The sequence below is a fragment of the Parasphingopyxis sp. genome (assembly GCF_052168275.1).
GTDB lineage: Bacteria > Pseudomonadota > Alphaproteobacteria > Sphingomonadales > Sphingomonadaceae > Parasphingopyxis.
The window spans coordinates 1-17,020 of record NZ_JBQLZM010000133.1 but is presented as its reverse complement, the minus strand read 5'-3'; the positions used below and the strand labels follow the sequence as shown (position 1 = coordinate 17,020).

The 17,020-nt window shown below is 68.2% G+C and carries 23 protein-coding genes; 2 read left to right on the top strand and 21 right to left on the bottom strand.

Features of this window, described 5'->3' with window-relative positions; translation table 11 throughout:
• The 14 genes from ACTS1X_RS11950 to ACTS1X_RS11885 all read right to left on the bottom strand — a co-directional run.
• Positions 1-901: outer membrane protein (locus ACTS1X_RS11950; protein ID WP_442614626.1), on the bottom strand; the 901-nt coding region annotated here is incomplete at its 3' end.
• Between the two features lie 236 nt (positions 902-1,137).
• Positions 1,138-1,638 carry a DUF2793 domain-containing protein gene (locus tag ACTS1X_RS11945; RefSeq protein WP_442614625.1) on the bottom strand — a complete coding sequence of 167 codons (501 nt, stop codon included), beginning with the start codon at positions 1,636-1,638 and terminating at the stop codon, positions 1,138-1,140.
• Between the two features lie 15 nt (positions 1,639-1,653).
• A complete protein-coding gene (locus ACTS1X_RS11940) occupies positions 1,654-3,852 on the bottom strand; it encodes a GTA baseplate fiber-binding domain-containing protein (RefSeq protein WP_442614624.1) in 2,199 nt (732 codons plus the stop codon).
• Between the two features lie 3 nt (positions 3,853-3,855).
• On the bottom strand, positions 3,856-4,293 hold the full coding sequence (locus ACTS1X_RS11935) for a peptidoglycan endopeptidase (RefSeq protein WP_442614623.1): 438 nt from the start codon (positions 4,291-4,293) through the stop codon (positions 3,856-3,858).
• Positions 4,293-5,114, bottom strand: coding sequence for a DUF2163 domain-containing protein (locus ACTS1X_RS11930; RefSeq protein ID WP_442614622.1), 822 nt, complete (start codon positions 5,112-5,114; stop codon positions 4,293-4,295). The genes ACTS1X_RS11935 and ACTS1X_RS11930 overlap by 1 nt, the downstream gene beginning before the upstream one ends.
• The gene (locus ACTS1X_RS11925) at positions 5,114-7,438 is read right to left on the bottom strand and encodes a DUF2460 domain-containing protein (RefSeq protein ID WP_442614621.1); all 2,325 of its coding nucleotides are present in this window, start codon (positions 7,436-7,438) and stop codon (positions 5,114-5,116) included. Before ACTS1X_RS11925 ends, ACTS1X_RS11930 begins: the two co-directional genes overlap by 1 nt.
• A gap of 10 nt (positions 7,439-7,448) precedes the next feature.
• On the bottom strand, positions 7,449-8,027 hold the full coding sequence (locus ACTS1X_RS11920) for a tail tape measure protein (RefSeq protein ID WP_442614620.1): 579 nt from the start codon (positions 8,025-8,027) through the stop codon (positions 7,449-7,451).
• Entirely contained in the window at positions 8,017-8,220 is a 204-nt protein-coding gene (locus ACTS1X_RS11915) for a phage tail assembly chaperone (protein WP_442614619.1), read from the bottom strand. Before ACTS1X_RS11915 ends, ACTS1X_RS11920 begins: the two co-directional genes overlap by 11 nt.
• Positions 8,217-8,525 (bottom strand): gene transfer agent family protein, encoded by a 309-nt coding sequence (locus tag ACTS1X_RS11910; protein ID WP_442614618.1) that lies wholly within the window; start codon positions 8,523-8,525, stop codon positions 8,217-8,219. The genes ACTS1X_RS11915 and ACTS1X_RS11910 overlap by 4 nt, the downstream gene beginning before the upstream one ends.
• Positions 8,522-8,929 (bottom strand): phage tail tube protein, encoded by a 408-nt coding sequence (locus ACTS1X_RS11905; protein WP_442614617.1) that lies wholly within the window; start codon positions 8,927-8,929, stop codon positions 8,522-8,524. The genes ACTS1X_RS11910 and ACTS1X_RS11905 overlap by 4 nt, the downstream gene beginning before the upstream one ends.
• Before the next feature lie 10 nt (positions 8,930-8,939).
• Entirely contained in the window at positions 8,940-9,353 is a 414-nt protein-coding gene (locus ACTS1X_RS11900) for a DUF3168 domain-containing protein (protein WP_442614616.1), read from the bottom strand.
• Positions 9,350-9,892, bottom strand: coding sequence for a head-tail connector protein (locus tag ACTS1X_RS11895; protein ID WP_442614615.1), 543 nt, complete (start codon positions 9,890-9,892; stop codon positions 9,350-9,352). Before ACTS1X_RS11895 ends, ACTS1X_RS11900 begins: the two co-directional genes overlap by 4 nt.
• On the bottom strand, positions 9,892-10,173 hold the full coding sequence (locus ACTS1X_RS11890) for a phage fiber-tail adaptor protein (RefSeq protein WP_442614614.1): 282 nt from the start codon (positions 10,171-10,173) through the stop codon (positions 9,892-9,894). The genes ACTS1X_RS11895 and ACTS1X_RS11890 overlap by 1 nt, the downstream gene beginning before the upstream one ends.
• 157 nt (positions 10,174-10,330) lie before the next feature.
• Complete coding sequence (locus tag ACTS1X_RS11885) at positions 10,331-11,518, bottom strand: phage major capsid protein (protein WP_442614613.1); 1,188 nt, start codon at positions 11,516-11,518, stop codon at positions 10,331-10,333.
• Between the two features lie 153 nt (positions 11,519-11,671).
• Between ACTS1X_RS11885 and ACTS1X_RS11880 the strand changes: the two genes are divergently transcribed.
• Complete coding sequence (locus ACTS1X_RS11880; protein WP_442614612.1) at positions 11,672-12,193, top strand: hypothetical protein; 522 nt, start codon at positions 11,672-11,674, stop codon at positions 12,191-12,193.
• Between the two features lie 48 nt (positions 12,194-12,241).
• On the top strand, positions 12,242-12,499 hold the full coding sequence (locus ACTS1X_RS11875) for a DUF3297 family protein (protein WP_442614611.1): 258 nt from the start codon (positions 12,242-12,244) through the stop codon (positions 12,497-12,499).
• A gap of 8 nt (positions 12,500-12,507) precedes the next feature.
• Here the strand turns inward: ACTS1X_RS11875 and ACTS1X_RS11870 are convergent, their stop codons facing one another.
• The 7 genes from ACTS1X_RS11870 to ACTS1X_RS11840 all read right to left on the bottom strand — a co-directional run.
• Positions 12,508-12,852, bottom strand: coding sequence for a hypothetical protein (locus ACTS1X_RS11870; protein WP_442614610.1), 345 nt, complete (start codon positions 12,850-12,852; stop codon positions 12,508-12,510).
• A gap of 117 nt (positions 12,853-12,969) precedes the next feature.
• Positions 12,970-13,377 carry an HK97 family phage prohead protease gene (locus ACTS1X_RS11865; protein WP_442614609.1) on the bottom strand — a complete coding sequence of 136 codons (408 nt, stop codon included), beginning with the start codon at positions 13,375-13,377 and terminating at the stop codon, positions 12,970-12,972.
• Complete coding sequence (locus ACTS1X_RS11860; protein WP_442614608.1) at positions 13,374-13,688, bottom strand: DUF6127 family protein; 315 nt, start codon at positions 13,686-13,688, stop codon at positions 13,374-13,376. The genes ACTS1X_RS11865 and ACTS1X_RS11860 overlap by 4 nt, the downstream gene beginning before the upstream one ends.
• Positions 13,685-14,797 carry a phage portal protein gene (locus ACTS1X_RS11855; RefSeq protein ID WP_442614607.1) on the bottom strand — a complete coding sequence of 371 codons (1,113 nt, stop codon included), beginning with the start codon at positions 14,795-14,797 and terminating at the stop codon, positions 13,685-13,687. Before ACTS1X_RS11855 ends, ACTS1X_RS11860 begins: the two co-directional genes overlap by 4 nt.
• A gap of 177 nt (positions 14,798-14,974) precedes the next feature.
• Complete coding sequence (locus tag ACTS1X_RS11850; protein WP_442614606.1) at positions 14,975-15,673, bottom strand: RES family NAD+ phosphorylase; 699 nt, start codon at positions 15,671-15,673, stop codon at positions 14,975-14,977.
• Positions 15,670-16,074: an MbcA/ParS/Xre antitoxin family protein gene (locus ACTS1X_RS11845; RefSeq protein ID WP_442614605.1), complete on the bottom strand. Its 405-nt coding sequence runs from the start codon at positions 16,072-16,074 to the stop codon at positions 15,670-15,672. Before ACTS1X_RS11845 ends, ACTS1X_RS11850 begins: the two co-directional genes overlap by 4 nt.
• Positions 16,075-16,129: 55 nt before the next feature.
• On the bottom strand, positions 16,130-17,020 hold an 891-nt coding region (locus tag ACTS1X_RS11840), incomplete at its 5' end, for a phage terminase large subunit family protein (RefSeq protein ID WP_442614604.1).

Sequence of the window (17,020 nt, the reverse complement as noted above, 5' to 3'; positions counted from 1 at the left end):
CCGGACGGATGTCCGACTGATCCCAGTCGAAGAAGACCAGGAACGGACCCGGCTCACACTCCGGCGGAGGCGGAGGCGGCGGAGGCGGCGGCGGAGGCGGCGGAGGCGGCGGAGGCGGAGGCGGAGGCGGCGGAGGCGGCGAACCAAAGTTGTAGGTCAGCGTCACCAGCGCACTGTGCGACCGGACATCCGATTCGTCCGACGTGCTGTAGAAGCTCGTCGTTTCCACATCGTCATGGTTGAAGAAACGATACTTCACGCCAATGTCGAAATTCCGGGAAAGCGGATAGCGCACACCGGCAACCAGCTGCCAGGCGAAGCCCGAATCCGAATCGTCGGTGTAGACCGGCGCCGCGTCCGTAACGCGGATACCGTCGAAGCTGGTGCGGGCGATGCCGACACCACCACCGATATAGCCCTGGAAACCGTCATCGTCGCCGAAGTCCAACAGGCCGTTGGCCATGAAGGCGAGAATGCGGACGCTACCCTGAGCGCCGTTCCACTGGAATGGATTGCCCGGAGGGTTGCCGTTCGGGCCACCCGGATTGTAGTTCACGCCGCCGTCGGCGCGGGGCGTACCTGCGATCGGCAGACGCGAACCGAGATTCTGTTCGATGCCGGTCACTTCGGCACGGCGATACGAAACGTCGGCTTCCAGACGGAACCAACCGAAATCGTAGCCGAGAATGCCGCCAACGTCGAAGCCAGGCTCCGTGTTCACGCTGAAGGCGTTGTTCGTGAAAACACCGGCCGAATTGGTGACGTCGAAATCATTATTGCTGATGATCGTACCACCTGCTTCTGCACCGATATACCATGTATCGTCGCGAGCCAGCGCCGGCGTAGCCGCCACGGTGAGCGCGGTTGTAGCGAGCGCCGCTTTGATGGCGAACTTGCGCATAACTTTCCCCTTTCTTACAAATTCCTAGCGTAGGAATACAAAAACCAATATCGAAACCATACTGCCCACGCAAGCGGACAATTAGAGTATCTGTTGCCAAAATGCCGCATTTGCGCAATCAAATGACTGCCTGCGCGATCCACAGCCTCCTGCAACAGTACACCTAACGCCTCTATGCCGAGATGGTTGCATAGTGGCAAGCAAAGTTGGTTATTTAATTCTGATAACCGGAAAGATCATGTCGCAATCAGCCCGTGAGCCCGCAGGGCCGCGAGAATTGCGGCGATTGCGGCGCGCGCTTCATCGTCGACGACCGCGCCCGCGGCTGGGTCGGATATTGCTGCCTGTTGCAGACCGACAACAGTTTTCCCTTCGATTACAACCGCATTGCCGGTCAGTTCGCCGTCACGCCAGGCGGTTCCGGTCCAGAAAGCGAAGACCCCGGTGTCACGGCGCCATATCCGCATGCCCTCGACGGGCGCCAGGAACCGCCAGCCGCCGGAGGTCCATGTTGCCAGGTCGTGCGCCCGGCCGCTCCACTCTCCGGTGGGAGCCGCGCCGACGATCCAGCTCTGACCGGCCGACGGGCTCGCCGGCGGAACATCGTCTCCGCGGCTTTCCACGGCCGCGTGGACGGCTGCGTCGAGCAGCGCCAGCGCCTCGTTGTGATAGAGTTCCTTCTGGGCCTGCCCCGGCTGAATGAATGGCAGGCCCAGCCGCGCCGTCGCATCGCTCATGATGTTCGTCCTCCGTTACAGGGTGAAAACGGCACGGGCCGGCGGATCCGATTCCGCGAGCGCGCCGAGCTGCGTCACCGACAGCGTGAAGCCGGCAACGGCTTGCGTTCCGTCCGCGGCCTGTGCCGCGAGGTCGTAAAGATAGGCGGAGCTTATGGTCTCCGCGGTCCGGACTTGCCCCGTCGCCGGTTCGATCGCGATCCGCCATCTTTCGGTTTCCTCGCCAAGCGGCGTATCGCTCCCGGACGTCCAGGCCCAGCCGAGCCGGGAGCGCCGGACCCAGGCGAAGCGGATGCTGCCGTCCGCCAGCCGGCGCGCGGTAAGATGGACCGGCGCCGGTGGACGAACCTGTCGTCCCTCTACGATCGCGCTGACCGAAACCGGCGCTCCGACATCCCCAAGTCCGGCCGCTAGGCATTCGACCGGACCGCCCAGCGCCGAAGCCGGCGCGTCGATAGTTTTCATCGTTGCCGGCTCGATCAGCACGAACCGTTCTCCCGAGACATGCGTCGTCGCCGCCCATTCCGTGCCGCGCCGGCCGCGCAGGAGGCGGGACAGGCGAAAGCGGTTGCCGCCCAGCGCCTCGGCGCGCCCGAACTGGAGGAGCTCGTCGCCGAGCGCCGCCAGATTGGCGCCGGAAACCAGCGCGCCGTCGGTCGCCCCGGCGAGCCACATGTCGCCGTTGAGAAGGTCGACCTCGATGGACCCGGCGGCATCGAACAGGGCGGTTTCGCCCGGCTCGAGAACGCCCGACGCAGTGCCCATGACTGCCGGCGGGGCCGTGCGGCCCAGCGATTCGAAGCTCGCGCCGCCGTCATAGCTGATCTCGAGCGCGGCCGATCGCCAGCCCGGCGAGGGACCGGCCGCAGCGACGAGCAGTTGCGGAGCGACGTGAAGCGTGTCGTCGAGCGCCGGCAGGTCGAGCAGCTGCAATCGCGTCGGCCCATGTTCGAGATCGGGATCGGACACGACACGGCCGGATGTCGCCGTATCGGCGATGACCGCGCCGGCCGGGCCCAGGCGCACGAGATCGAGCGAAACCGCCATTCGTTCGAGCCCGAACCCGGCGACCCGCCACTCGCCCGCCGCATCCGGGATCCGGACGATATCTCCGGGCCGTACCGTCATCGTCGACCAGGGCAGCGCGACCGCGGCGACCGCCTGCTCCGCCCAGGACCGTTCGAGCCGCGCCTCGGCGATCGCCTTGGCCCGCGCCGACGATACCGTCGCCGGGAGGTCGATCCGCTCGGCCGCGCGGCCCGCACCCTCCATCCAGGCCCGCTGCGCGCCGGTCTGATAATCGCGCTCGGGCTCGTAATAGCGCACTATGATCTCGGCCGCCGCCCGGTCGGCGCCCTGCCTGTCGATCCGGTACCGGACCGCCCCCTGCTCGCCCGGCTTCGCGCCGAGCGCGTCTTCCGGGAGTACCACCGGGTCGGGCCGCGCGTCCGAAAAGCGGAGGGTATCCGCCTCGTCGATCCGGTGGTGCGGAAGCGCGGCGATCAGCGTTTCGATCGCGGCACCGAGGCTCTCGCCATGCGCCGCATAGCCGGCCAAGGTCGCGCCGCTTTCCGCGGCAATGTTTCCCGCGCTCAGATCTGCCGCTATGTCGGCGAACGACACGGGTCCGGCATCCGCCTCGACCTCAAAGGTGAGCGAGGGAATCCGGTTGCCGAAATCGGCGAGCTGGCAATTCTCGAAGACCGCCAGCGCCAGGCCGCGATAGGCCGGGCTGCCCCCTCCCCCCTCGGCCGCCGCGATCAGCGGATCGACCGGCTGGCGTTCGTCGCCCGGATAGAGGCGGAACCCCGTTTCGCTCTTGAAATCGCCGGCCGCGCCGCGCAGCAGCTTCCCGTCGGCCCAGATGCGATGGACGGCCCGGATCGGCCGTGCCGACAGCGCCACCGCGAAAGACGCGCTGTAGCTATAGGTCGTCGTGCGCGGCCGCCCCTTGCCGCCGCCCTCCCTGTTGCGGTCCTCCTGCAGATCGGTTGCCCAGACGACGGTCCCCGCGACCCGCATCGTTCCGAAGACTTTCGGTATCGGCGTCCCGTAGGACGATGTCTGCAGTCTGAGATCATTGAGGCGCGGCCCTTCCCGGCCGCCGGGCTTGAAGACCGCGTTGTCGACCTGCTGCCCGATGATCGCGCCGAGCGCGCCGCCGAGCGGCCCGAACAGCGCCGTACCGACGGTGCCCAATATCAGTGTCGCCATGGTTCAGGATTTCCGTTCGACTGTTTCGGGTTGCCAGCGCCAGCTGCCAAGGATCCGCCATGGCGGATCGCCGGGCGTTTCCACGACGCGGCGCAGGCCGAGATCGGCATGGACGAAGCCCGTGCCGCTATGGACGGCGAGATGGAGCTGCCGCGCGCCGGGGACGAGCAGCAGCAGGTCGCCCGCACCGGCCGTCCCATCGGCGATGCGGACGAACCCGCTCGCCTTGATCCATCGGCCGGCCTGCCGGGCGTCGCCGCCGCGCAGCGGATATCCGTCCGGCAAGCGGGGCGCGGCGCCGACAGCCCGGTAGCTGATCGCCGCCAGTCCCACGCAATCGAGACCCGTCTCCGGATCGCGGCCCTGGATGCGAAACCGCGCGCCGATACAGGTACGGGCCGCCGATACGATCCGCGCCGCCCGCGCATTCTCGGGCCGCATCAGCTCGCCCCGGGATAGCGGGTCAGCAGGTCGTTGCCCGGCAGGTGCGGCTCGCCCCGGAAATTGTCCGTGTTGGCGAAGCGGTCGCGGCAGGCGGTGAAGCTCCGGTCGCAGCCTTCGACGATCTCGATCCGCGTTCCGGGCGCAACCGCGAAGGGCGGCGCATCGCGCAAGGTCAGCCGGTTGCCGGCCGAACGGAGCAACGGGTTCGAAAGGCCGCTATTCTCCCCGGTGATCCAGCGGAGCCGGCCATAGCCATAGGCGTTCGGGGGCGTCGCCGCGCTCGCGACATCGACGGTCCGGTCGTCGACGACCGCCACGATCTCGGTGACGCGGGTGCGCGGCGCGAGATCGACCCGGCAGCGGGCGTCGCCGAACCGCGCGCGGCATTCGGGCGACGTCGCCTCGCTGACCGGCCGGTCGAGTATCGCCGCCGGCCCCTTGAGCTCGGCGGTGAACGCCTCGCCCTCGATCGAGACCGCGCCGAGCTCTCCGCGCGCGAGCAGCAGCTGGTCGCCGTCGGGGGCGGTCCAGTCGATCACGAACAGGCGAACGGCCGCGCCGTCCCATCGCCCCGCCATCAGGTCGTCGCCGGTGATCGCGTCTGCGGCAAGCGCGCCCGACACGTCCATCGAGTCCGCATCGAGGCCGTCGGTCAGCCGGACAGCCGATGGCAGCATACCCGGCGCCGCGCGATAGGCGAGCCCGGCGATGACGAGATCGCGGTCGTGCGTCGTGAACCCGATCGTCACCCCGTCGCGGCGGGCGAGCCGCCAGCAAAAGGCGATGGTGGTAACCGGCCCGGCCAGAAAGGCGGCCATCAGACGTCCCGGATCTCGATCAGCGGCACGCTGACCGCCTCGCCCGCGCGAAAGGTCGCGCGGCTGATCTCGAGCCGGTCTTCGGCGAACCGCACCGGGACGTCGAACAGATAGCCGGCGCGAATCTCGGCACCGGCGGCCGGCGGCGTATCGAACACGATCTCGCCGGCGTCGAACAGCCAGCCGCTCGCCTGTTCCGCGCCGTCGACCATGACACGGACCGAACCGGACACCGGCCGGGTGATCGGGCGAACCTGCTGGTCGGCCTCCTGGCCATAGCGTTTGACCAATGCGAAGCGGGCGGCCTGCCCGTCGCCGGTGCCGACGAACTGGTCGGAGGGTCCGGGCGTATCCGTCATCCCGGCCGAACTGTGGTCGAAGGGATCGCGAAACCGGAAGCCGCGCGCCGCGCCCCGGCGGGCGCGGAAGAAGGCGATCAGCGTCCCGACATCCTCCTCCGCGCGCACCCCGGGGCCGGCATCGTAGCGCATCCGCGCATCGCTCCAGTCGCTGTTCCGGTGCTCGGCGCCCGACGCCGTCGTCACGATCGCCGTGGAAAATGCCGGCGCCGCCATCGCGTCGCGGCCCAGCGCCAGCGGAAATAGGACATCGTCAAAGGCCTGCACATCGCCCTCCTTGCTGTCGAAATGGGTGTATCCGTCGCGCACGGCCTGGGGCAGCGCCCAGACGAAGGTGTCGGCGACGCCCCGCCGCCGCGCGGCTTCGGCCGCCGCGTCGATCTCGGCCCATTGCGCCCGGTCCGCGGCGTTGAGGACGAAGCCCGAAAAATAATGCTGGCGGTCGACCGGATAGCCGAGCCGCGCCTCCATCGCTGCGACCCCGCGCGCCGTCGCCGCGCGATTGCCGCCGGTCACCCAGTCATAGTCCTCGAGCTGGAGGATATCGAAGGCGGGGTTGGCCCAGCCGGTCGGCACATTGGCGCGCTTGGCTTCGGGCGCCTCGGCGTCGAGCACCGTCGGCAGATAGACGAGCAGCAACAGCTCGGCGCCCGGTGCGACGGCGCGAACGCGGTCGGCGATCGTCTGGGTCGAACCGGCGAGCAGGTCCCCGGCCTGGTCGAGCATGACGATCTGTGCGGGCGTCATCGCGCCCCTGATCGACGGGATCGAAACGAGATTGGCGCCGAACGCCGCCTTGGCGGCCGCATCGTATAGGCAGATCCGGTCGGTCCCGTCGAGCATGATCCACCACCAGGGTTCGCCGATCTGGATTTTCACGGGCAGTCCGGCGTCCTGGAGGATCAGCGCGAAGGATTCCGCCGTCCGCGCGATCTGGTCCACGGCCGGGGCGCTGGCCGGCGAGAGCAGCGCCGATGGCGGCTCCCAGCCGGTCAGGGCGAAATCGCCATTCTCGGCGCGCTGCTTGCGGCTGCCGAACGCGACCGAGTCCAGAAGCTCATAGGATACGGAAAAGATCAGATCGTAGCCGAGCGCCTTGACGCGCGCGGCGAAATCGCGGTGCCAGCGTTCGCACGGCGCGTTCAGATTGCCGCCGCTGACCGTGTAGAGCAGGTTCCCGCTCGAATAGTGACGGAGCCGGTAATAATGGCTCATCCCGACATAATGGTTGATGAGCTCGCGATAGCCGAGATGCAGGATATTGCGCAGCAGCCGCGCCGGCGCCTGGTTATAGGCGTCGTCATAGCCGGTCGCGATCCTGAGGCCGTGTTCGGGAACCATCGTGTCGCCGATTGACAGCGTCGATTCTGGTCCCGTCGCGGCGATCTCGGACAGTTCGACCCAACCCTCGGTCCCGTCGGGCAGGGCCGTTGCGGCGCCCGTATAGCCGGGCGGCACGAGCGAGATGAACAGCCGGTCGATATCGCCGGACCAGACCGGATCGGCCTCGCCGGGGAGCAGGAAGCCGCCGTCCAGCGCGTCGAAATCGAGCGCGATTGTCGCGTCTTCCGGCGTGCCGCTCGCATAGTTCCAGAGCCGGACATACCAGCTGCGCGAAACGCCCGCGGCGTCGCGCCCTTCGATCGTCAGCGTCGGGCCGTCGATCGCATCGAGCGGCATGATCCCGGACGAAAGCCAGCGGAAGGACAGCCGGCAGCCGCGATAGTCGCGGCGCGTTTCATAGGCGAGCAGCGGATGATCCCAGACGTCCGCGCTCTCCCAGATCAGCCCGGCCAGCTCGTCCGCATTGTAGAAGACGGCATCGATCCGGAGCGCGGCGGCACCGGTCGTGACGACCGAAGCCGTCATCGGCTGGGGGAAATTGAGCGTCCAGAAACGCGGGTCGAACCGCTTGATATGCGTGAACTGGCGGTTGTCGCCGGCATCGGCGAGCCAATGGGGCATGGCGCAAATCCTAGACCGACCCTTCGAGCGCGCGGCGCAGTTCGCGCGCCAGCTGGCGGCCCGAGCGGGTCAGCGCCTCGGGTTCGCCGCCCTGCGGCGCGTTGAGATTGATCGTCACGCGGACCTCCCGTCCGCTCCCGCCGGATGCCATCGGTTCCACCCGCCCGCTCGCCGTCGGCACGAACAGCTCGGGACCGGTCTCGCCGACGCGATAGGCACGGCCGGGCGCGACGGGTCCGCCCGCTGCCCGCCCCGGCACGCCGAGAAAGGCGCTCGCGAGTTGCGTGCCGAGCGAGAGCAGATCGCCGCCGCCCTTTCCGCTCCCGGCGAAGATCGAGCCCAGCCCGCCCTGGATCGCGGCGCGGGCGATATCGTTCATCATCGCGAGCGCGGCGCGCTTGAGGTCGTCGAAACCCAGCTTGCCGGTGCGGACCGCGCGCAGCAGCGCGCCCTCGATCCGCCGTCCGGCCATATCGGCCGCCCCGCCGAGTCCGTCGGACAGGGTCCGCCGCATATCCTCGACGTCGCGGCGGAACGCCTGGGTGTCGGCGCGGATCGCAACCAGCTTGTCGTCAAAATCATCGTCCATCGGGAAACTGCTCCATCAATCGCGTGACATCGTCGCGCGCGGCCGGCACGCCGCCGTCGTCGCCTTCGGAAAAGGCGGACAGGATCGCGGCGAGTTCGGCCGGGGTGGCCGACCAGAAATCGTCCGGCCGCCAGCCGAGCAGCATGCCGCTCAACCCGGCAAGCTGCGTCGCCGCCTCGGCAAAATCGTTCACCGGCCCTGCAGGATCTGCTGCAACAGCGATCTCAAGGCGGGCGTCGTCGCGGCCAGGCCCTGCCCCGCGACGGCCTCGCCGAAGCGTTCGCGGGTCAGGCCTTCGGGTTTCGGATCGAGGCAATGCCAGAACAGCGTCACCAGTTCGCCGAGCCGCAACTCGCCGCCGGCCGCCCGCTCGACCAGCGCGAAGAGCGGACCCAATTCCTCCTCGGCCGCTACCAGCGCCGCGAAGCTCGGCCGCAGCCGCAGGGTTTCGCCCGCAACGACGATCGCCGCCTCGCCGCGCGCGGGATTGACGGTCACAGGCTCACCACCGCGCCCGAGCTTTCGAGCGCGAGCGTGTAGTTGCGCTCGCCGTTGAAATCGCCGGCATAGTCGAGCCGCGCGATCAGGAAGCGGCCCTGCATCCGCTCGCCGCTTTCGAAGCTCAGCTCGTAATCGTCGAGCGACCCGGCGAGCGCGTTGTTCTTGAGCCGGGTTTCGGCGACCGAGCCGGTGAAGATGCCGGCGCCGGACACCGAGACCGAGCGCACCCCCGCCCCGGTCAGCAATTCGCGCCAGCCGCCCGAATCCTTGTTGGTCACGACCACCGGCTCGCCGTTGATCGAGAGCTGCGTCGTCCGCATGCCCGCGACCGTGCTGTAGACGGGCGGATCGCCGCCGTCGCCGACCTTCAGGAGGAAGGCCGATCCTTTTTCCACTGCCATGATTGTCTCCTCAGTTTCCGGCGGCCAACAGCCGCGCGCGATAGTCGAGAATGCCGCGCCAGGGCTCCTCGTCCCGGTCGATCCGGCTGCGCAGCAGCACGCAGCTCGCGATGCGCCAGCCCGCAACGTCGCGGGGCACGGCGTCGACCGCCGTTTCGAGTTCGGCCATCAGTTCGGCGAGCCGGCCGGCCATCTCTTCCTGTTCGACGATCGTGACCGCGAAGCGCAGTTCGCGACCGGCTTCGGTCTTGGTGCTCCAGTCGCGCGCCTCGATCCGGCCGAGCAATGCATAGGGCGGCGTGCCGCGCACCGGCGGCACGGCGAACACGCCGTTCAGCCGCCCGGCCAGCGGGACATGGCTTTCGAGCGCTTCCATCAGCGCGGCGGCGAGCTGGATCGCGGCGTTCATGCCAGGCCCGCTCATGACAGCCGCATCCTGCGCCAGGGGCGCCACAGCGCCGCGACGGATGCTGGCGGCCCCGGTGCGTCCTCCGCGTCGCGCTCGGTAAAAAGATGCGCGACCAGGCGGACGATGCCCTGACGCAGCGGTTCGGGCACCGCATTCCAGTCCGCGCCGATGCCCGCGCGGTAGCGGACTGTGACGCGCCGCGCCCGGCCCGCCGCCGTAACCCGCACCCAGCCGTCGCCATTGCCGTCGATATCCACCGCATAGGCGTCGACCGGCAGCGCGAAGGCATCGCCGCTTTCGGGCAGCCCGGCCAGTTCGGTGATCGCCGTCACCGGGGTCAGCGTCAGCCGCCGCCATTCGCTCGACACGGGGATCGTCTCCTCGGCGTCGCGCAGCAACAGGGTCTGGCCGACGAAACGCTCGCAGGCCTGGGTCGCGGTGCGGATCAGGCCCGCCAGCAGCGCATCGTCCTCGTCGACGGCGATCCGCAAATAGGCCTTGATCTCGTCGAGCGCGACCGGCGTTGCGTCCGCTATCGTTTCCACCGCGCGCATCAGCCCTGCTCCACGCGGATGACGAGCGAGCGGTCCGCCGCGCGTCCGTCCGACAGGGTGACATGGCAAACCGCGCGATAGACGCGCCCCGCCAGGCCGCCGGAAAAACGCGCGCCGGTCTCGCCGCCGTCGATGAAATCCGAAGAGGGAACGATGCCGCCGGCTTCGTCCGGCTCGATCGACCAGCTGGCGGTCGCGATCGCTGCGCCGGCGAGCAGCGCGTCCGGCCAGCGGATCGCATAGCCGAGCGCCGCATCGGGATCCTTGAGAATGGGTGTCATGGAGAGTGTCCATCGGAAAGAGGAAACGCCGCGCCCCCGGACGAAGGGGAGGCATCGGAGGCGCGGCGCCCATGCCGTCGGGCGAAAAAGCCAGCCGGCAAAAAAATCCGTCACTCCGGACCCGATCCGGAATGACGGAAACGATCGGGAGCCGGCGCTACGAGAGGCTGAAGCGCAGCAGCTTGATCGCTTCGGAGTTCGACACCTGCCCGCCCACGCGCTTCGTCGCGTAGAAATGGACGAAGGGCTTGTTCGAGAAGGGATCGCGCAGGATCGCGGTCTCGGCCCGTTCGGCGATCAGATAGCCGGCCTTGAAATTGCCGAAGGCGATCGCGTCCGCGCCGCTCGCGATGTCGGGCATGTCGTCGGCCTCGACGACCGGATAGCCGAGCAGGGTATCGGGCTGCCCCGCCATCAGGCCCGGCTGCCAGAGGAAGGCGCCGTCCGCGGTCTTGAACTTGCGGATCGCCGAAAGCGTCGCGGAGTTCATCACGAAATGCGCGCCCTGGCGATAGGGCGAGCGCAGCGACTGGACGAGATCGACCAGCGCATATTCGGGATCGCTCGCCGCGAAGCCGCCATCGACGCCGGTCGCGATATATTGGAGCGATCCGAAGGCGCGGATCGTGTCGTCCTCGGCGGTCGCCGTCGCCTGGAGAAAGCCCTTCGGCCGATCGATGCCCGAGCCGTTGACGAAGGCCGCGCCCTCGGCCTGGGCGAATTCGGCGGCGATCTCGCTCGCGAGCCAGGCCTCGACGTCGAAGGCGGCGTCGTCGAGCATCGCCTGGGAGGCCGCCGGATTGGCGTAGAGCTCGCCCATCGGCGGGGCGATCTCGGCGAAGTCGGGCGTCGCGGTCTCGGGGCGCGCGGCGGTTTCCGCGACCCAGCCCGAGGGCGTCCCGCCCGTCGTCACGAGTTTCCGGTAGCCGGCGCTGCCGACCTTCACGACATTGGCGATGCTCCGGATCGGCGAGATGTCGTTGAGCGTCCGGTCGATCACCGCGTCGATCTCCTGCGGGATCGCATAGCCGCCGGCGGGCCCGGTCGTGCCGTCGAAGCTCTTGCGCTCGTGCCCGGACTCCAGCCCGCGCCTGAGATAGCGCGCGGTGAAATCGCCCTCGCCGCGCGGCATCGACTTGGTGCCTTCGAGCGCTGGCCGCGCCGCGGCGACCGTGTGCGCATCCATCCAGCGCCTCACCGCCGCGATATGCTCGGCGACCTTCTCGGCCGGGGACTGTTCGGGCTCGGCGGCCGTTTCTTCTTCGGCCACCGCCTCCTCGTGGGGTGCTTCCTCCATCGCCGCGAAGCTCGCGGCGAGCGGATCCATCTTGGTTTCGATAGTCATCTTGGCATTCTCCTTGGGGGCACAAAAAAGCCCCCGGGCCGGCGAGGCGCGGAGGCGTGGGGACGGACAGGCCGTCCGCCATTGACGAAAAAAAAGGCTCCCTTTAGCGAGAGCCGGACATCATTCAGGGCAATATTTCAGAGGGGCTTCGCAATGCTGTTCAGGAAAACTCTTCATGCGATCGGGACCGGCGCACTCGCGGTCTCACTGCTGGCCTGCGGCGAACCGGACGCCAATGCCGCCGACATCGCAGCGGACGGCGCGACCGGGCCTGCCGAAGCGACCGACAGCGCTGTTGCCGAACCCGTGACGGAAGACGCAATCGCAACCGACTGGTCCGGTCTCGACGATCCCGCGACCCGTGCAGCCATCGACGAACGCCTGGACACTCATGCCGGCGAATTCGGCGGGTTCAATTTCGTCGTCGTCAACGCCTTCGAGCAAGAGGACGACTGGCTTGCCGCAGGCTTGCTCGCCCAGGAAACCAACGGACCCGCCATCGTCGTTTCCACCAGCCAGCGCATCATCCATTTTGCCGGCGACGAGGGTCTCGCCTATTTTGAAGATTTCCGCGCCGAGCTGGCCGGGGAAACCGCAGGCTATTTCGATCGCGGCGAGTTCGTCGAAGGCATCGAACATGCGCTCGAGCGGATCGATACGTTCGATTACCAGTAGCAATGAGCGGTCTTCCCTTATTTCCCGCAACCGACTAGATCGCGCGCCATGACCGACGCCAAAGACACCCCGCCCGATCGCCTCTCGAACAATCCGATGAGCGATCATTACGAACCCGCGCTGCTCGAGCGCGGCATCGGCATCTGCTTCAAGGGCAAGGAGCGCGCCGACGTCGAGGAATATTGCATCTCCGAAGGCTGGATCCGCGTCCAGGCCGGCAAGACCCGCGACCGCCACGGCAACCCGCTGACCATCAAGCTGAGCGGTCCGGTCGAGGCGTGGTATGAGGATGTGGGCGGGGGTTAGTAGCCCTCTTACATCGTACGGTCGGTTGTAGTTTTCCAGCGCATAACCGCGGCCAAGACAAGACCAAAAACTGCACCAACCGATCCAATGAATACAATACTCAGGAAACTAGGCAAAAAGTCGGCCGATGAAGCTGAAAAAATGGTCAGGATCGTCAATAGGCCTGCACCAAAAACAAAGCCGGCACCTGCCACCGCCGCAAGACCTCCCCGACCATTCTGATTGAGCACTCTGAATGTTGGCGATCCGATAAGGGTACCAAAAAACAAAACAAAAATGCTACCAACCGTCGCTACAACGGTGGCCTGGTCAAATGCATTCCGCGATCCACTCCAATATGCGATCAAGCTCATCGCAACGAATACATAGATACTGGCAACTATCGTGCCTAAAAGCACAGCGATCAAAGAGCGCACAACGATCCTCCGACACGAAGACAAATACTCGATATCTGCCCTCAAGAGCAATAACTAGACAGCGCGAACCGCATGCACCTTTGCCAACGGCTGCATCGGGCTCGTCACCAGGCTGACTTCCACAAGGTCCAGTTCGATCAGTTCGCGTAACGATCGTTTTCCCGGCCGCCCGTCGCGCACGCGATAGCCGAAGCTCAGCCCGCCGAGCGTCCCGCTTTCGACGCCCGCCGCCAGCTTCGCGTCATCGAGCGTCGCGATCACGCGGAGGCCGCGCGCATCCTCCTCCAATGTCTCGATCCGGCCGATCACTTTCCCGCGCTCATGCTGCCAGAGCAGCGGCACCGCGCGCGCCTGCCCCGACAAACGGCCGAGCGCCCGCCTGAACGCGCCTTTGCGGATCACGTCGCCGCCCCGGTCGGGCGCGTCGAAAATCGCGGCATAGCCGGCGAAGCGCACGCTCACCGGCCCAGCCAGTCGACAAGGCCGAAGCGCACGGCGAGGCCGAGCAGCACCAGCGCCAGCAGTCCCTTGGCGATCCAGCCCAGGGCCGTGCGCAGCGCTCCGCGCCGCGCGATCCGCCAGGCGCCGAGCAGTTCGCGCAGCTCGTCCAGATCCTTGCGCGCATGGGCGTCGCCCAGGCCGAGCTTGTGCAGCGCATGGGTCGCGCCGAGCTCGCTCGCCTCCTCGACGATCGCGCGGACGGTCACCAGGTCTCTGCCCTGGTCGGCCAGCTGCGCGACGAGCCGGGCGAGCATTTCTTCGTTGTCGGTCATGTCTCGATCCCCAGCATCGCGCGCTTCTCCTCCGGCGAGAGGAAATCGGCGGCGCTGACCTGCGCCCAGAGTTTTTCCCGGTCCTCGGACAGCGCGGGCACATGATCGCGATCGACGGCGAGCGCCGCATCGGGCCACCAGCTCGCCAGCGCGCGGGCGAGGCCGCCCAGTATCTTGTCGGCGAGCGGCAGCACGCCGAGCCGCCACAGCGCGCGGTTCGCCTCGCGATAATTGGCGTAGGTGTTGTCGCCGGGCAGGCCGAGCAGCATCGGCGGCACGCCGAAGGCGAGCGCGATCTCCCGCGCCGCGGCCGCCTTCAGCCCGACGAAATCCATGTCGGCGGGGGTCAGGCTCATCGCCTGCCATTTGAGCCCTCCCTCGAGCAGCATCGGGCGCCCGGCGTTCGCGGCGCCCTGAAACCCCGCTTCCATTTCCTCCTTCAGCCGCTCGAACTGTTCGCCGGACAGCGCCGCGCCCGGATCGCCGGGATCGTAGACCAGCGCGCCGGAGGGCCGCGCTGCATTGTCGAGCAGCGCCTTGTTCCATTTCGTCGCGGCATTGTGGATCGCGATCGCGCCCGCCGCCGCGCCCAATGCGCCGAGCCCGTAATGATCGTCGAGCGGATGCATCGCGCGGATATGGACGAGGCCCGGATGGCCGAGCCCGTCGGTCGCCTCGATCCGCATCGCCTTCTCGCCCGCGCGATAGAGATAGGCGGCGGGCCAGCCCTGCGCGTCGGGCTCGATCGTCACGCGCTCGGGGCGCAGGGCGAACAGCTCGGCCGGCGCGCCCTCCGCGTCGCGCAGGATCTGGATAAAGGCGTTGCCGTGGAGCAGCAGATGCGCCGCAGCGCTTTCGACGAGCGGCTGGCCGGCGGAGTCCGCATTGCAGAGCGCGATCTCGCGCTCGCCGCCCGCCAGCGGCGCCGCGCCCGCGCTCTCGCTCATTAGCCGCACGGCGCGCTGGGCGACCGGATTCTCGACATAGCCGCCGCGCACCTGCGCCTCGTAGCCGCGCGGCCAGTCGCCGATCGTGACCGCGCCCCAGGGCGCACGCAGCAATGCCGGACGCGCGGATGCACGCCCGGACTTCCATCCGAAGAGTTTCATATATTTCGCTTTCCGAAACCGTGGTGAACCGTCATTGCGAGCGACCGCAGGGCGCGCGGCAATCCAGAGCGGCACGCGCTGGCGTCTGCGGCTCCGGATTGCTTCGTCGTCTGACGGATCCCCGCAACGACGCAATCTCGAAGCCCCTGTTTGCACTAAGGGCAGCCGCCGAATCCTTTATACCGTTGTCGCCTTCCAGTCGGGCGAACCCGTCCAGCACAATTCCCATTCGGCACCGGGGACGACATCCTGGACCACGCCGGGCTGGAACGCGACCAGGCAGGTGCCGCCCTCATGGCGGACCGACGGGTAGACGAGCCCGCGCGATTCCCGCTCGATCAGCACCTTCGCCAGCTCCTGCCCGGCCGGATAGCCGATCGCGACATCCGCATCGAGACAGGCCGGCCGGGGCTTCACGGCCCGGAGGTCGTGAAACCGCCCGATGAACGCCGCGTGCAATGCCCGGTACCGGCAGCTGTCCTCGAAATGGCCGATATAGCGCAGTTCGCGCGTCCGGTGGAACGCGACCTCCTCCAGCGCCGTGCGCACGTCGAACCCCGCATACCAGGCGCCCCGCGCCGCATCGTTGAACCGGTTGCCGCCGGCGCGGCTGTGCGCGAAGGCGGCGTTGACATAGCTTTGCCCGGCCCGGTCATAGACCAGCTCCTCGCGGCGGATCGCCGGGACGTTCCCGCGCTCCGCCTTCAATCGGCGATTGGTCAGCCCCTCCAGTTCGGCGAGCAGGCCCTGCTCTTCCTCGCTGTCGACGAGCGGCCCGAGCACCGGCGGCGCGAAATGGCGCGTCGGGATCAGGCGGACGGTCTGCGGCTGGACGATCGCACTGACCGGCACCGCGTCGGCGGACAGCGCCGTCACGCGCCGCCGCGCAACGCGTCGACATAGTCGCGAACCTCGAGGATCGCGGGCAGCCCGCCTTCCAGCATGTACGCCAGCGGCGTCCGCCCGCCGAACAGCGGCCCGTCATTGGGCATCTTCACCCATCTGTCCGCCAGCTCCGCGCCGAAATAGAGATGCAGGCCCTTGTAGAGCCCGACCAGCGCGCTCGCGCGGAGCCGCTGGTCCTCGTTGAGCGCGCCGTCCCATTGTCCCGCCCGCATCCGGCTGAACGTCCGCGCGCCGACTCCGGCCAGCCGCGCCGCGTCGGCGATCCGCGCCTTCCAGAAGCCGAGCAGCCGCACCAGCGCCTTGACGGCGACCCCATCGAGACGGCCCAGATCGTCCGTCCGGTCATCGACAATCGCCAAAGCGCGCGCCATATTTCGCCTCCTGACACATCATATAGCGCCACATGGCGATATTTTCAACATGTGCTCACAATTTCCGTACGCCGGGATCGATCGTACGGCCCAGCATCAGCTCGGTCAGCGCATAGACCAGCGCATCGGCGCGGTCGGGCGACCGCCCCGGGCCTTCATATCGGCCGCCGATCGTCAGCCCGGCCATCTCGTCCTCGAGCGCCGGAAAGGTGCCGGCATGGCCGACCCGTCCCGCCTCGTAGAGCGCGGCGACCGGCTCGGCGCGCGCCGACTTTCCGCGCGCCGCATGAACCAGGCGCAGCGGCAGGATCCGCCCCGCCGCCTGCAACACGCTGCGGACCATCGCGCCGCCCTGGTTCGCTTCCGCGATCACCCGGTCGGCATCCCATGCTTCGGCCGCATCGGCGACCTTCGCCGCCCAGCCTTCGGGCCTGAGGCCCTGCACGCTGGCATCGGCCAGCACATAGCCGCGCGCGTCCGCGCCGAGCCCGGCGACGACGATCCCGCAGGCGTCGCTCCCCGGCCCCGCGCCCGCCGGCGGATCGACCGCGACGACGACCCGGCGCAGCGCGGGTACGGCCCGCACCCGGCATCTCTCGATCAGCGCGCGCGGCCACAGGCTGCCCGCGACATCCTCGATCAGTTCGCCGTCCAGCTCCTGCCGGCCGAGCCGCGTGCCGCCATAGGCGGCCTCGATCGCGGCGACGAAGCCGGGCGCCAGATGGGCCCGATTGTCCTGCGTCCGGCCCCGGGTGAGGACGGTTCCGCCCTTCCCCGATTCCGCATCGCCGACCAGCCGCCGGACCAAAGCGACGGGGCGCGGCGTCGTCGTCGCCACCGCGCGGGGATAATCGCCGAGCCGCAGCCCGAGCATCAGATTGTCCCAGGCCGCCTCGCCGTCTCGCCATTTGCCGATCTCGTCGGCCCAGGCCAGATGGTGGGCGGC